The organism is Rufibacter soli, from assembly GCF_054781795.1.
Genome location: NZ_BAAGTS010000002.1, coordinates 163099 through 178337, shown reverse-complemented (window position 1 = coordinate 178337; position 15239 = coordinate 163099). Strand labels below are relative to the sequence as shown.

Below are 15239 nucleotides of genomic sequence, written 5' to 3'. Positions count from 1 at the left end.
TAAAATTAAAATTTAACTCTTAAGCCAGCTGTAACAGTGGATAATGGAGAGTATTGATACATACTTGAAGCTCCAGTTTCTGCGGCAGAAGGGTTGAATCCTTCACGTGCGGTTTTAAGCCATAAGTTATCACCAGACACCCATACAGAAAGACCGCCTACACCAAATTTGCTAGTGAAGTTTGACGGCACTGTATAGCCCAACCGCACGTTGTTCAAGGCCAGGTAATTGGCTTTGGTCAAGAAACGGGTAGAAGTAGCGTTCACGCTTACATCTTGGTTATGGCTCAAACGAGGAACATCAGTGATGTCACCTTCTTTTTGCCATCTCTTGGTAATGTCCTGGTGCCAGTTATTGCTACCAATCAGGCCGTTATGCATTAAAGTGGCATAAGCACCGTCATAAGAATAACCACCTAAGCTATAGATCATTTGAACGTTCAGTTCAAAGCCTTTGAAACCACCAGCCAAGTTAATAGCACCTCTTACATCTGGAATAGCAGATTTTCCAACAAATTTCTGCGTAGCCAGCGTGTAGGTTTTAGTAGTAACTGTTTTCAAGGAGCTTTCTTTTACATCTGGGTTTTTGTCCAGGTAGTCAGCAAGATCCAAGATACCTTCGCCAGCATCAACTACATTGTTGTTGTTAAGGTCATTGTATATCCTGTTCCACTGAGCCTTACCGTCTTTAGGATCTACTCCAGCCCACTCTCTCATGTAGAAATCAAAGATAGAGTGTCCTTTTGCCCAACCATAAGGTGATTGTGGGTCAATCGCTTTTTGTCTACCGGTAGCAGGGTTGATAGGCATTCTGGTGATTTCGTTATCAAACATCTCACCATTCAGGCTCAGGTTCAGGTAATAATCTTTGGTTTGCAGAAGGTGTCCTGTCAAATCAAACTCAAAACCTTTGTTTCTCAATGATCCAGCATTTGATTTAATAGTAGCATATCCTTGTGAAGGGGCTACTCTTACGTCAAAGATCAGGTCGTCAGTGTTTTTAACATAGTAGTCAAAAGTACCAGTCAAATACTTGCCAATACCGAACTCAATACCTGTCTGGAACATTTTAGAAGTCTCCCAAGTCAGGTCAGCGTTTCCTTTTGAGTTAAAGGAGAAGGCTGGTCTATCATTCAAAGGATCAATGTTGAACAAGTCAAACCCAGGATAGAAGCCTACCCCAGCCTGATCACCAATTAAGCCGTAGCTGGCTTTCAGTTTCAGGTTGCTCAAGATTGTCTGTGAGCTCATGAAATCCTCGTTAGAGATCACCCAGGCAGTACCTACTGATCCGAAAGTACCCCATTTGTCTTCACGGAATCTAGAGGTTCCATCTCTTCTTAAGGTAGCTGACAGGAAATACTTCTTATTAAAGTCATAATTCAATTGACCAAAGTAGCTTTCCAGGGCATAAGAGTTAGTGTAAGAGTTAGAAGGGTTGAAAACAACCGCATTACTCAAATCTTCTTCGTAGTTATCTACTAAACCATAACCAGAAGCAGTTAGAACATTTTGGCTCCAGTTGGTGGCTTCGTGGGCAGCTAAGGCCTCTAAGCTGTGGTCACCAAAAGTCTTGCTGTATCTTAACAGGTTCAACAGGTTATAAGACTGCAACTCAGTTCCTTGGTGGAAAAGGCTACCCCCTTGTGAGGCAGAACCACCGTAGAATTTGTTACCTCTGTTTAGATATCTGCTATTGTAATACTGAGCACCAATTCTGTTCTCTAAGGTTAAGCCATTCAGGATAGTGAAATCCAAGTTAGCGTTACCGTTCAGTTCATTACGTTTGGTTCTGTTGGTATCAAAAGTAGCGTCTGCAATAGAGTTAGTTAAACCAGCAAAACCACGTGGCGTAACTACGCCGTAGTCAAATTGGTTACCGCCAAAGACAGGATCCTGCACAATTGCGCCGTTCTTATCTCTTAAATACACAGGGTAAATGGCAGGCATGTTGTCTACAAACCAGAAAATACTTCCTGAGTCTGATGTCTGACCATTGTTGTTGGTTTCAGTTCTGGCGTAGTTAAAATTCAAACCACCAGTCAACCAAGATTTGATTTCCTGTCTTACATTCAAACGAGCAGAAAGACGCTCAAAATCAGAATTCACAGAATATCCTTTGTCATCCAAGTAACCGAAGGAAGAATAGTAGCTGGTACCACCGTTAGAACCACCAAATTTAAGGTTCACTTCTTTACGGGCAGAGCTTTGGAAAGCTTCATCTTCCCAGCTTTCTGGTGTGTACTTTCTGGTAACACCTTCTCTTACCATTTTGGTGTTAGGGTCAATCAATTCTGCGGCAGTAGCCACATTCCACAGGTTATAACCTGGTCTGATACCACTGTTAGAGAATAATCTGGCGTTGGCAAAAGCAGTAGGGTTAGCATTGTTCAAGCCAACACCGTTGTTGTACAAAGCCTCCCAGCTCAAGCCAATGTATTGCTCTGGTGATTTGATGGTATTGTAACGTGGCAACAAGGCCAGGTTAGTACCAAAGTTAGCATCAGCCTCAATATAGGCTTTCTTGCCACGGCCGGTAGTAGTGGTAATCAAAACTACACCGTTAGCTCCTCTTGAACCATAGATAGAGGTGGCAGCAGCATCTTTCAACACTGTAGTGGACTCAATATCAGCAGGATTGATGGAGTTAAGGCTACCTGAGAAAGGAACACCGTCTACTACGTAAAGTGGGTCACGGCTACCATTAACAGAGCCTATACCCCTAATACGCACGGTGGCCACCGTACCCGGCTGACCGCTGGTATTCACCACTCTCACACCTGCAACTTCACCGGCTAGCGCTTGGGTCACGTTAGAAACATTCTTTCTATCTAACGCCTCCCCGCTCACCACTTTCGCGGTACCGGTAAAAGACTCCTTAGTAGTGGTACCATATCCAACTACCACAATTTCCTTGAGGGCTTCTGCGTCTGAGGCTAGACGAATATTTACTGTTGATTGGCTGCCAATGGCCACTTCCTGGTTGCTGTATCCAATAAAAGAGAATACTAACGTACCGCCCGCGCTGGGGACATTGATCGAATAGGAACCGTTTGCATCTGTGGGAACAGCAGTCGTGCTGCCCTTGAGTTGCACTGTCACACCAGGCATTCCTTCTCCTGTGGCAGTGTCAGTCACTCGTCCTGTTACAGTTCGGTTTTGTGCGTACGCCTGGGTTAGAAGCGTCAACATCAAAGCGAAACTGAAAAGTAAAGCTTTCTTCATGTGGTTTGTTTGTTTATAGAGATGAGTATTCTTGATAACCAAATTTAGGTAATACAAACACATTAACAAATTATTAACACTTAAATGCCACGGAAGCTACCCTGTTTAGGCCACTCTAGCTTTGCCTAGACCCATCACTCAGCCTTCTATTACTGGATGCCCATTGATAACTATGCAAAGAAGCCCCGCTTTGGTTAATAAAAACCGAACGTATTACCCTTTCTACTTCTCTGCCTTTATTAAAATCTAAAAGCATCTTTTCTGGCTACAAAGCATTTCTGAGCGGTAAAATAATTTTAAATTTTTATTCACTCCCTGCTTGGTTTTTCTTTAAGTATAGCTGTTTCAATCCCATCCACGCAGTGTTCCCTATCCTTTGGTAGCAAATCGGTTCGTTCTTATTCTTAAGCCTGTGTTCCATTTGATGGCGGCAGCTTTTACATCTTCATCTTATTTATTATAGAGTACAGCATCAGAGTTTGTAATCGTTTAAGAAAAGGCCACCAACTTTAAGAGAAGAACTTTCCCCATTTTTACCGTAACTAGTTAAAAAGCTACTTTGGCCCTGTTTTTAAAAAAGCAGGCTTGAAACAGAAAGTTAGATTGCCCGCCTTTTAAAAGGGCATAAAAAAAACCTACCATCACTGGCAGGCTTTTTTTATGCTTTAATTCATTAGTACTTCATTAGTACTGCGGATTCTGTTGTTTAGCTAACACTGGGTTGGCAGAAGTCTCAGTGGCTGGCAGTGGCCAGACAAATCTGTAATCATCATAAGGCAGCGCCGGTACGGCAAAGGCTCCAGCCCTTACAGTTCCGCTAGCCGCCACATAGTCAGATGGCAGAGTGTTCCCTTTGGTTACTTTAGCCGGAATGCCTTTGTACACATACAATCCTTCTACAGCTAAGCGATGAATATCTTTCCATCTCAGGCCTTCGGCCAGGAACTCTATTCTGCGCTCGTTTACAATGGCCTGAATCAACTGCTGGGGTGTAACAGCCACTATAAGCTCTGTGGTAGATCTCCCTCTCACAGCATTTAACAGCGCCAGGGCTTTAGGGGTCACACCGGCGGTGCGGGCAATGGCCTCAGACATATTCAATAACACCTCAGCGTATCTGATGATAGGCGTGTTATCTGCCCAGGTTACCTTGTCACCGTTGTATTTAGTGGTGTACCTGAAATTATTGGAGCTAACGTCTGTCAACAAAGTTCTTCTCTTGTCAGCTACTGGCCAGAAAGTCTGGTTCCAGATAACGGGGCTAATGGCAACCAGAGCCCGGTTTGGCGCTGAACCGTACATCTGCGGCAAGGCACCGTTGGTTCCTGCGTTGTCTGTGGCTGAGTTCAGCATAGAGAAAATAGACTCTGTGTTGTTTTTGTTGTTGGCGCCAAATGGTCCTGTTGGGTCAGCGGTTAATTTATAACCTCCAATAGGGCTGGTGAAAGGTGCTACATCTCCTGACACAATTTTGGTTGCTTCGGTGATGACACCGGCGTAGTCAAATTTGTGCAGTAGAACCCTTGTTTTAAAAGCAATAGCTGCGCCTTTGGTGGCTCTGGTAGTCTGGAAAGTGCTTCTGGTAGCAGGCAAAGAGGTTTCTGCCGTATTCAAATCTGCTATGATTTGGTCATACACCTGTTTTACCGTATTACGGCCCTGGCTTTTTGCCTCATCTACTCGGGCGGGCGTGTTCACCGCCAAAGTTCTTACCGGAACTCCCAGGTGCGATGCGTCTGCTGTATGGTTGTAGGGCCGCGCAAAGTTAGTAACCAGTTCATGATGTGCCAGTGCTCTCAGGAAAAGGCATTCTGCCACATACTCATCTGCCACCTGCTTGGTGATAACGCCGGCCGTAGCTGCGGCCTGCACACCTTCAATGGTCACGTTTGCTTTGTTAATGAGCGCGTACAGGGTTTCCCACATGTACTGGTTGTTGGCCGAAGCCGCATTGTACAGGTTCTCATACGTGATCTGATAGAAGGCTTCCATGTTCAGCATGTCTTCCCCTCTGGCATCACCCTGTGCAATACTGGCCGCCCCAAAAGGATACCCCCTTACGGCTCCACCAGCGTAAAATCCACTTTGCGCAGCATCATAAACCCCGTTCATGGCCAATTGGATTCTGGCGGGAGATTCAAAGGCGCCCAGTTCCGTCACTCTATCCGGTGCATTAAGCTCCATCACTTCCTTCTCACAGGAAGTCATTCCAAATGTCAGTGAAATCAAAGGCGCCACCAAAGCCACCTTTATAACACTCTTTATATAGGTATTTTTCATTTTGAAAAATTTAAATCTTAAAAATTAAAACCCAAGGTTTACACCAAAAGAAAACACTCTCTGCTGAGGGTTTGTGTTGTAGTCTACCCCAATGGAAGAAGACATCTCAGGATCAAGGCCTTTGTAGCCAGAGAAAGTCAAAGCATTCTGGAGCTGGGCAAATACCCGTACTCTTTCAAACTTGTACTTCTCAGTGAAGGTCTTAGGCACGGTATACCCCAGGGTAATATTGCTCAACTTAAGGAAATCACCGCTTTCCACAAATCTGGAAGAAGCCTCATTCTCAGTGTTGATGATACCAGATCTGCCTTGTCTGATTCTAGGAGTCTGACCGTCGCCTGGTTTTTCTGTACTCTGCCATCTGCCCAAAATTTCTGTTCCGTTGTTCTCAAACAACATGGTTAACAGGTCCTGACGGGTACGGTTCATGATGTAGTTTCCGCCGGAGAACCGGAAGAACACATTCAGATCAAAGCCGGCATACTTAAAGTTGTTGTCAAATCCGCCAAACCAGGTTGGCAAGGCGCTACCTAACACTACTTTATCACTAGCAGTCAAAGAAGAGGTAGTGGCTACGTTAGTAGGGTTAGCAGGGTCATACACTTTGTAAGAGTTGCTGTTAATGTCACCTTGCACCAAGGAATTGTCAGCTTTTCTGTAGATAGGGTTACCATTGGCCATGTTTACGCCTTCATATCTGTAACCATAAATGGAGTTGTAAGACTCTCCTACTCGTATGATGTTATAGGCACCAATAATGTCCTGGCCATCTACCAATTCTTTTACCTCATTGTTTTGGGTAGAGAAGTTCAGGCTTGAGTTCCAGGTAAATTTCTCACCTTCAATCACATTGCCGCTTAAAGAGAACTCTAAACCATCGTTCACCATTCTACCAATGTTTCTGTAGATAAGGTTGTTAGGCACACCTAAGGAAGGAGGAGTTGGAGCACCTAATACGATGTCATCATTGTCTTTTTTCCAGTAGGCGAACTCAAAGTTCACTCTTCCGTTCAGGAAGCCTAAATCCAGACCAATGTCAGAGATTTTCTGTGTTTCCCATCTTAACAGCGGGTTACCGGTGTTGCTGAAGGCAATACCACTTTCACCACCGTATTGTACAGAGCCGTAGCTGCCTAAGTAACCATAGTTACCGCTCACAATACCACTGTTCCCTACTTCAGCATAGCTACCTCTAATTCTTACGTCACTTACGTAGTCAACAATTCCGGTTCCCTTGAAGAAGTCTTCTTCAGAAATTCTCCAGGCGGCAGATACACCAGGGAAATAACCCCAACGGTTATCTGGAGCTAGTTTTGACAAACCATCTGCCCTGATAGATGCGCCCAGGTAATATTTACCTTTGAAGTTATAGTTCACCCGAGCCAGGTAAGAAGCCAGTCCGTTCTCCTCTAGATCACCAAAGATCTGCTGGGTAGTCAATGTTCCGGACTGAATGTTCTGGTTAAAGAACCGGTCAGAGAGGGTAGTACCAGAAGCCTGAATGAAAGAAGAACGGCTCTTGGTGTACTCAGCCACTAACGTTGCATCAAAATTATGGCTGTCATTGAAAGACTTGTTGTAAGACAAGATGTTCTGCCAGTTCCAGGTATAGAATGGGCTATAGGCCTGAGACAAGGTACCTCCAGAAGAAAGACCGTCACCATGGCGTGGATCTGTGTAGTTGAAATCCTCTACAATGCTGAAGTCTGTACCAATCAAGGTCTTGAAGGTAAGGTTGTCAACAATGTTGGCGCTTAAGGAGGTATTACCTACAAAACGGTAAGTCTTTCCTTTTCTGATGTTGTTTTCCAACACGAACAACTGGTTAGGAATACCGTTGGCAATGGTAATGGTGTTAGAGCCTCTACTCAAAGAGCTGCGGGTAGTGGCGTCAATGTTGTAACCGGTAGGGTCATTAGGGTTGTACACCGCTACGTTAGGCAACATACGGATTACCGCAAAGGTGTTACCAGACAAGCTGTTGGTACCTACCAAAGGGCCCAGGTTTTCCTGGTGGGTAAGACCGGCCTGCACATCCCAGGTAATTCTGTTGGTCACTTTCTGGTTCAGGTTAGCTCTTAAAGAGTAACGAGACAAGCTGTTGGCAATGGCAATACCTTCCTGGTCACTGTAACCCAAAGACACATAGTATTTGGTTCGCTCAGTACCGGCGCTGGCAGAAATGGTATGGCTTTGCTGGAATGCTGTTCTATATACATAGTCATTCCAGTTGGTGTTGGTACCATCATAAACCGCTGGCAAAGAAGTAGCACCAGCGTTTTTGTATTTCTCATTCTGGATCTCCACAAACTGCTCAGCGTTCAACAGGTCATGCAGCTGTGTGGCTTGAGACCAACCGGCCCAGCCGTCATAGTTGAATTTAGCCTGGCCTTGCTTTCCTTGTTTGGTGGTGATCAGGATAACCCCGTTAGAGGCACGTGACCCGTAAATAGCGGTGGCGGCACCGTCTTTCAGAATCTCATAAGACTCAATGTCATTGGGGTTGATGTCTGCCAGGGCGTTCACGCTGGTGAACGCACCCACGTTTCCGGAAGAGGCAGGCACCCCATCAATCACGATCAAAGGAGAGTTACTTCCTGAGATGGAGTTCACCCCCCTGATTCTGATGGTAGGTGGCGCGCCCAGGATACCGGAAGGCTGCTGTACCACTACCCCTGCGGCGCGGCCAGACAACTGCTGGTCAAAGCTAGGGGTGGCCAGGTTAGCGATTTCCTCGCCTTTCACCTGAGAGATGGAGCTGGTCACATCTCTCTTGAGCTGGGTACCGTAACCAACCACCACTACTTCACTTAATGCTTGCTGGTCTGTTACCAGGCGCACATTAATGCTAGTGCGGTTCCCTATCCCAATTTCCTGAGGAGAATACCCAATGAAGGTATACACAAGTATGCCCCCAGAAGCTGGCACATTAATAGAATATGCACCGTTTACGTCTGTAGGCGATGCCAAGGTGGTTCCTTTGAGTTGTACTGTCACCCCGGGCATTCCCTCCCCGGTTTTTGAGTCAGTCACTCGTCCTGTTACCGTCCGTTCCTGTGCCCACACTTGCGTTACAAGTGCCAGCATCATCACGAGGCTTAATAGTAAAGTTCTCTTCATGTGTTTGTTAGTATAGGTTTAGGATTAATTACCCAAAGTAGTAAAGTATAAAGACTTAACAAAAATTAAATATTAGATTTTCACTACATTTAAAAACATGGTGCATTTTACACTCCCCAAAGCCCCTCTACCTTAATCTCTTTTTTATGCCATTAAAAACAAAATAGCCTGCCCTTTTGAAAGGGCAGGCTATTTTGGTACCGGGCCATTTTTTTTAAGACGCAGTGGCCGGTTAACGCTCAATTAGGCTACAAGAGGGAGATCTTTCCCTTAGAGTTGCGCATGTAGCAAGGCTGATTTTAATAGAAACCTATGCCAATTCCAGCGGTAGCAGTAGGGTATTTGGCCAGGGTGTATTCTCCGTAGATAGACAAGAAAACCAGTTTCAATCTCAGGCCACCGGTAACGCCCCACTGGCTGTCTTGCATGTTCAGCATGATAGGGTTAGAAATGTCTTCAATGTATTTGTTATAAGGCACCGTAGTTTTGTAAGCCAGCACCGGATATCTGCCTTCCAGGTTTAAGTCTGTTTCCACATTGCTGTACCGTACGCCTGCATAGGCATTAAGTATGCCCAGGGTTTTAGAGGCAATCAGGCTGGTAGTCCAGGCCTTGGTGTTCAGCCTGATGGCTTGCCCGCTGTAATAACCAGGTTGTGATTGCTGCGAAGTGGCATATGCGCGGTCCTCATCAGCTACCTGCACATCTATGCCCGTGTAAGAACTTTTCAGGCTGGTATACCCCCCAGAAAGGGCAATATCAAAACCTTCCACCTCACTCAGGACAGGTATCCATTGCTTAAGCCCGTGCTTCAGGCCCACGCCCCAGAGTTCTCCCTCAAAATCATCATAATCAACTTTAGGTGAGAACCGAACGGCTACCTCTGTGTTGGCCACAAGCCCCAAGCTAACCTGCGCCATAGGCACCGGGAGCAAATCATACCCAGATCCCTGCGGGGAATTAAACCGGGCTATTTCCTCCTGCTGCTTGGTGGTTGGGTTGGTAGCGAAAAGGCGAAGTTCAGGACCATCTACCGCTTCGCCAAAAACAGTAGGGGCAATAGTGGAGGCTCCTGTGTTGAATTTTACGTTGGAGCTCAGACCCAGAGTAGCCAGGTCAAAGGATTTGTCTTCGTCTGGCGCAAAAGAGGCAGTGGCAAATACTCTTATATCAAACCGGCCCAGCTTTAGGGCCTGGCCTGAATTAAACCAACCTCCGTTAAGCCCATGCCCGAAGGCCTTGCTGGCGGGTTCTGCGTAGGCCCGCAATAGCTTGGTTGCGTCTTCTTTTCCTGCCCGTATTACTTCCCCTACCTCATCCTGCGCCTGCGCCGTTGAAACGGTCAGGCACGAAAAAAGAAATACCAGGGCGTAAAAAGATACTTTAAGAGTATTTTTTTTCATCACTAAGCTGTCTTAATTAAATTTATTGTTGTCTGTCTTATACTTTACAAGATGCAAACATCCTTATTAATCAAGAATATTCAAAGACAGCGGTAGTACATTACTTAGTATTAAGTAGTGATTTTAAAGGAAGGACCGGGATAGAAAGAAACAGACGCCTATTTAAAGGTGTCATAGGCGAACTTGAGGATGATGCCCGTAACTACCACCAGGAAAAGCTTCCGCACGAAACCAGAGCCTTTCACCAACGCGATGCGGGTTCCCACCACTGAGCCCAGCACGCTGCTCGCGGCCATAGGAATGCCAATATGGTAGAGAATATATCCCTTGTAGCCAAAATATAGAAGCGCCGATAGGTTAGTAGCCACGTTCACCACTTTGGCAGAGGCCGAGGACGTCAAGAAATTAAACCCGAAGATGCCTACAAAGATGAAGATAAGGAAAGAACCGGTACCAGGCCCAAAGAAACCGTCATAGAATCCAATTACTGCGCCAACACCCACGCCGTACCAGATTTCTTTATTGGCGGCCAGCCGGGGCGCGTGAATGGACCCAAAGTCTTTCCGGATGAAGGTGTACACGGCCACCGAAACCAGCAGCACTAGAATAAGCGGGCGCAGCAACGCCGTATCAAAATGGCTTAAGGCCCGGGCCCCCAGAAAAGAGAAGACAAAAGCGGTAATAGCCGCCGGCAGCAAGGCATGCCAGTTTATTTCCACGTTGCGGGCGTAGCGCCACATAGAGACCGTGGTGCCGGCAATACTTGAAAGCTTGCCCGTCCCAAACACCATGGGCACTGGCACGTGCGGCAAAAACACAAACAGCGCCGGCAACTGAATAAGCCCACCGCCCCCTACCACAGAATCAATCAGGCCCGCCAGAAAGGCAAACAGGCACAGGTACACAATCTCCAACGTCTCAAGGTTAAGCCGGGCATGCGGCAGATGAATCCGCAAATATTCTTAAAATGTAACAGCTAATCAAAGGGCCAGGCAAGAATTTGCGTTTTAAGCCCGTTTTCTGAAAAACAGGTCAAAAACGCCCACCCACCACGGCTGTCTCTTTGAGCACTTCCCGATGCCCCTGCAGGTTGAAAAGCTCCACTAGCACCACATAATAACCAATGGCCGCCTTGCTTCCGGCATCGGTGAGGCCGTCCCATTGCAGCACGCTTTCCGCGCCTAGCAGGGTATTGGCAGAAAGCTTTCTGATGTGGCGGCCCTGGGCGTCAAAGATGGTGACGGTGGCCACAAAACCCGGCTGCGGCAACCGGAACTCCAGCAGCAGGGCATCATCTACCCCATCGCCGTCTGGCGTAATGGTTTTGGGGTGTAGGGTGAGTTTGCCGTTGGGTGCTTTTCCTTCCTGACTCTGGGAATTCTCATACCCGGGCGTGGCCTGCACCACCGTAGCCGCCGAATGGAAGTTGGCCGCCACGGACGGCCCAGTCAGGGTAATCCGTTCCAGCGAAATTCCTTCGGCATCTGAGAGTAGTTTAAAATGCTGGCTGCTTTCATAGGCTACTTCATCCATGATTTCCTCATTAGGCAGGAGCAAGACCACATTCCCCGAGGCATCTGGGTAAGCGGGCATTGAGGAGAGGGTCAGAAACCGTTCGCCTCTGCCTGCCGGGTACGCCTTCTGCAGCTTGCCGGCATCTGAGGTAAAGACCAGGTACTCGCCGGGGGCCAGCAGCAATGGTTGGGTAGTTACTACTTTCTTGTTGGCTACCAGCCCATCGGCCCGGTTAGCCAGTCTCCAACCCTGCAGGTTCAGGTGCCTGGGAGACCTGTTCACTACTTCCACAAAGTCCACCTCGTCTGTGCGGGGATTAAACAGAATCTCATTGATCACCACATCTCCTTTCTGCGGGGCCGCCGGCAGCAGAACTGTCTTTTGCTGGCTGGCCGCCAAGTTTCCGGTGCAATCCCTTACTTCCTGCACGGTAACACTGTACCGCTCATTTTCCTTCAGGGCTGGGGCTACCGTCAACTCCACTTCCTTTAAATAGGGTGCCAAAACCTGCACCTGCCGGACTTCCAGACCCAACCCAATAGTATAATGGGTGAAAGAAACCGCATCGGCGCTGTCCAGGGCTTCATTGAAGGTAAGCAGCAATTTGTCTGGGGCGGTGGCTGTAATCTGTTGCAGTACTGGCGGTTCCCGGTCCTCGCGCTGGAGGGAGTTTACGGCACCCGGAGTTCCGCCCCGCGGGTTTTCTGAGGCCTTCCACTGCGAGGTGCCCGTGCAGCGGCTGTTGACATTCAAGCGTTCCAGGGACCAACCGCCGTCTTTCTTGGCGGCATCCTGGTACCAGGCCGTGGTGTAGCGCACGAAATCAATCAACTGCCCGCTGGCATTGAAAAGCTCCACGTCATCTCCGGAATCATTCAAGGAAGGAAATGTAGCGAGCCCCAGCATCGGACCAAAGGATTTATAAAGTGCCGTATCTGCCGCGGCACAGACAATCACGTAGGCCCCGGGCCGCAACAGATACGCCGGGAATACGCCCATAGAGGCCGTGGCATCAGAATACTTCCAGCCTTCCAGATTAAAGGTCTTGTCACTGCGGTTGTAGAGTTCAATAAACTCAGCGGCGGGAAGATCCTGCAAAGGGTTAAAGTCAGCGTATATCTCCGTGATCAAGACATCACCTGGTTGGGCCGTTGGGGTGTACATAAAAGTGGCCGTGAGGTTCTGGGCCACATTTCCGGCGGCATCTTTGGCCTTTAGCACTTCTAGCCGGTTAGAGCCCGTATCAAAATCCTGGGCAAAGGTTAATCTTACCTGCTCCGGCTTAGAGGCGTTCCAATCAGCGGTCTGGGGCGTTGTATTTCCGTTGAGCCGATAATTGGCAGGATTGGTAGCTTCAGTAGATGAAATTGGTTCTGAGAAAACCAGGTCTACCGTACGGGGCCCGGTCACCGTGGCACTTATAAGGCTGGGCGCGCCAATATCTTTAATAGTGAAGTCATCAAAATAAAAACGCTGGGCGTTCGCCTGCGAGTAGCGGAACAGCACACCTGCATAAGCGGAGGTGACATAACGCGCATCCTGCACTGTGCCAATACTCACGTACTTCTGCCTGGTGCCGGTTACGTCTATCTCCAGGGTCCATTCATGGGTAGCGGTGCGGGTGACCCTTACCCACAGTTTATTGTCTGAGGCAGCGATTGTTTTGTCTGGGCCATTAATGATGCGGGTGGCGGTACTACCGTCTTTGCGGTAAAGACTTACCTCATCTTCGGTGCCGCCCATGCGCACAAAGTACCCGCGCAGGGCGCCTTTCAGGTCTGGGGCATCGGCGGTTAAATGTACCTCGGCGTAGTTGCCCGACGAAGTGGCGAAGGCCAGTTGCGCATAGAATTCCCATTGGGTTCCGGTGGCTAGGGCATTGGCGGTAGCTAAATGGATGGTGGTGCCCGTAACGGTCGGCCCGCGGCTTTGCAACTGGCGGGCGGCATTAACCTGAAAATAGTCTGCGTCCCCAACCCAGGCCGGATTCTGGGTGAAATCACCGTCTGAGAACGACTCCTGTAGTTGGGCCCTGGCCCCGGAAAAACCCATCTGCCAGAGCAGAAGTACCAGAAAGAATTGCCGCATCTTTGACCTGTACTTTAATTATCTGGAAAAGTTGGCGTACTTTGCGACTGGCTGTAAGCGTTTTAAGCCCGTTTTTCCAAAAACGGGCCCAAAACGCAAAGGGCTTTAACCCCAGAAGAAGGCGCATTTCACCGCTCTTCCTCCGGAATTTTTAAATCAATTTACACACCCTTACATGAAAGTAGCTGTAGTAGGCGCCACCGGCCTAGTGGGTGGCGAGATGCTGAAGGTCCTGGCGGAGCGTAACTTCCCGGTTGACGAATTATTGTTAGTAGCCTCTGAGAAATCAGTGGGCCAGAAGATGTCCTTTAAGGGCAAGGAGTATACCGTCATTGGCATGGAAGACGCCATTGCCCAGAAACCCCAGATTGCCATTTTCTCTGCCGGCGGAAGCGTGAGCAAGGAGATGGCCCCTAAGTTTGCCGCTGCGGGCACCACCGTGGTAGACAACTCCTCGGCCTGGCGCATGGACCCCAGCAAAAAGCTGGTGGTACCGGAGATCAACGCCCCAGAATTAACCCCCGAAGACAAGATCATCGCCAACCCCAACTGTTCCACCATACAGATGGTAGTGGCCTTGAATCAGTTACATAAAGAACTCAAGATTAAACGCATAGTAGTAAGCACGTACCAGTCTGTGACCGGTACCGGCAAAAAAGCTGTGGACCAACTCATGAACGAGCGCGCTGGCAAAGAAGGCGAGAAAGCCTATGCCTACCCTATTGACCTGAACGTGATTCCGCACATTGATGTGTTCACTGAGAATGGGTACACCAAGGAGGAAATGAAAATGGTGAACGAGACCAAGAAAATCATGGGCGACGACAACATTAGAGTAACTGCCACCACGGTGCGGATACCGGTCATGGGCGGCCACTCTGAGTCTGTGAACGTGGAGTTTGAGAAAGACTTCACCCTGGAGGAAGTATACCGCATCCTAAACGAAACCCCAGGCGTGGTGGTGGTAGACGATGTGGCTAACCTAAAATACCCTATGCCCATGGATGCCCATGGCAAAGACGAAGTGCTGGTAGGACGCGTGAGACTAGATGACACCCAACCCAATACCCTGAACCTTTGGGTAGTAGCCGACAACCTACGCAAAGGAGCCGCCACCAACGCCGTGCAGATTGCCGAGTATTTGGTGGAGCATAAACTTGTGTAACACTAACTATTTTAAAACAAGAAAGGCCACCTCTGCAGGTGGCCTTTCTTGTTCTATCACAAAATGGTTTACGGGTTCTTTCGGTTGGTCCAGACAGGCGTCAGGTCTTTTACCTCTTTATAAAAATCAGGACAGGAATCATCGCTGCCGTAGCAGATAAGGTTTCCGTCACAATCATACACGGCATCAATAGAGGAAATAGCGGGTTCGCATAACCCAATCAGAAACACGGTGTTCCCACGCAGGCTGCCTCTTGACACATACTGGCAATAAGGAGATTTCTCTAATTCCTGCACCTTGGCGTTCAGCCAGGCCAGATTCTTGACCGGGTCTGCCACCAGGCAGGTCATTTGAGGTTGCTCCTCTTCACAGGCAATTAGGGTAAGAAGAAGCAACAGCCAGAACGTAGATAATTTTCTCAAGACACAAGGAGGGTTTAAAGAA

The 15239-nt window shown here is 48.1% G+C and carries 8 protein-coding genes; 1 reads left to right on the top strand and 7 read right to left on the bottom strand.

Features of this window, described 5'->3' with window-relative positions; genetic code table 11:
* Window positions 1-5 precede the first annotated feature (5 nt).
* The 6 genes from ACYVJQ_RS02670 to ACYVJQ_RS02645 form a co-directional block, all read right to left on the bottom strand.
* Window positions 6-3266: a SusC/RagA family TonB-linked outer membrane protein gene (locus ACYVJQ_RS02670; protein ID WP_460891528.1), complete on the bottom strand. Its 3261-nt coding sequence runs from the start codon at window positions 3264-3266 to the stop codon at window positions 6-8.
* Window positions 3267-3908: 642 nt separating this feature from the next.
* Window positions 3909-5504, bottom strand: a complete 1596-nt coding sequence (locus ACYVJQ_RS02665; protein ID WP_460891527.1) for a RagB/SusD family nutrient uptake outer membrane protein — start codon at window positions 5502-5504, stop codon at window positions 3909-3911.
* Window positions 5505-5528: 24 nt separating this feature from the next.
* Window positions 5529-8624, bottom strand: coding sequence for a SusC/RagA family TonB-linked outer membrane protein (locus ACYVJQ_RS02660; protein ID WP_460891526.1), 3096 nt, complete (start codon window positions 8622-8624; stop codon window positions 5529-5531).
* Between the two features lie 299 nt (window positions 8625-8923).
* Entirely contained in the window at window positions 8924-10027 is a 1104-nt protein-coding gene (locus ACYVJQ_RS02655; protein ID WP_460891525.1) for a DUF6588 family protein, read from the bottom strand.
* Between the two features lie 158 nt (window positions 10028-10185).
* Entirely contained in the window at window positions 10186-10983 is a 798-nt protein-coding gene (locus ACYVJQ_RS02650; protein ID WP_460891524.1) for a sulfite exporter TauE/SafE family protein, read from the bottom strand.
* 76 nt (window positions 10984-11059) lie between these two features.
* Complete coding sequence (locus ACYVJQ_RS02645; RefSeq protein WP_460891523.1) at window positions 11060-13630, bottom strand: lamin tail domain-containing protein; 2571 nt, start codon at window positions 13628-13630, stop codon at window positions 11060-11062.
* Between the two features lie 175 nt (window positions 13631-13805).
* Between ACYVJQ_RS02645 and ACYVJQ_RS02640 the strand changes: the two genes are divergently transcribed.
* The gene (locus ACYVJQ_RS02640) at window positions 13806-14795 is read left to right on the top strand and encodes an aspartate-semialdehyde dehydrogenase (RefSeq protein ID WP_460891522.1); all 990 of its coding nucleotides are present in this window, start codon (window positions 13806-13808) and stop codon (window positions 14793-14795) included.
* A 68-nt stretch (window positions 14796-14863) separates the two neighbouring features.
* Here the strand turns inward: ACYVJQ_RS02640 and ACYVJQ_RS02635 are convergent, their stop codons facing one another.
* Window positions 14864-15217, bottom strand: coding sequence for a hypothetical protein (locus ACYVJQ_RS02635; protein ID WP_460891521.1), 354 nt, complete (start codon window positions 15215-15217; stop codon window positions 14864-14866).
* Window positions 15218-15239: the final 22 nt, after the last annotated feature.

Excerpts from the sequence above, each read along its gene's own strand:
- ACYVJQ_RS02645 (WP_460891523.1), bottom strand. The coding sequence starts at position 13,630 with ATGCGGCAATTCTTTCTGGTACTTCTGCTCTGGCAGATGGGTTTTTCC.
- ACYVJQ_RS02660 (WP_460891526.1), bottom strand. The coding sequence starts at position 8,624 with ATGAAGAGAACTTTACTATTAAGCCTCGTGATGATGCTGGCACTTGTA.
- ACYVJQ_RS02655 (WP_460891525.1), bottom strand. The coding sequence starts at position 10,027 with ATGAAAAAAAATACTCTTAAAGTATCTTTTTACGCCCTGGTATTTCTT.
- ACYVJQ_RS02640 (WP_460891522.1), top strand. The coding sequence starts at position 13,806 with ATGAAAGTAGCTGTAGTAGGCGCCACCGGCCTAGTGGGTGGCGAGATG.
- ACYVJQ_RS02665 (WP_460891527.1), bottom strand. The coding sequence starts at position 5,504 with ATGAAAAATACCTATATAAAGAGTGTTATAAAGGTGGCTTTGGTGGCG.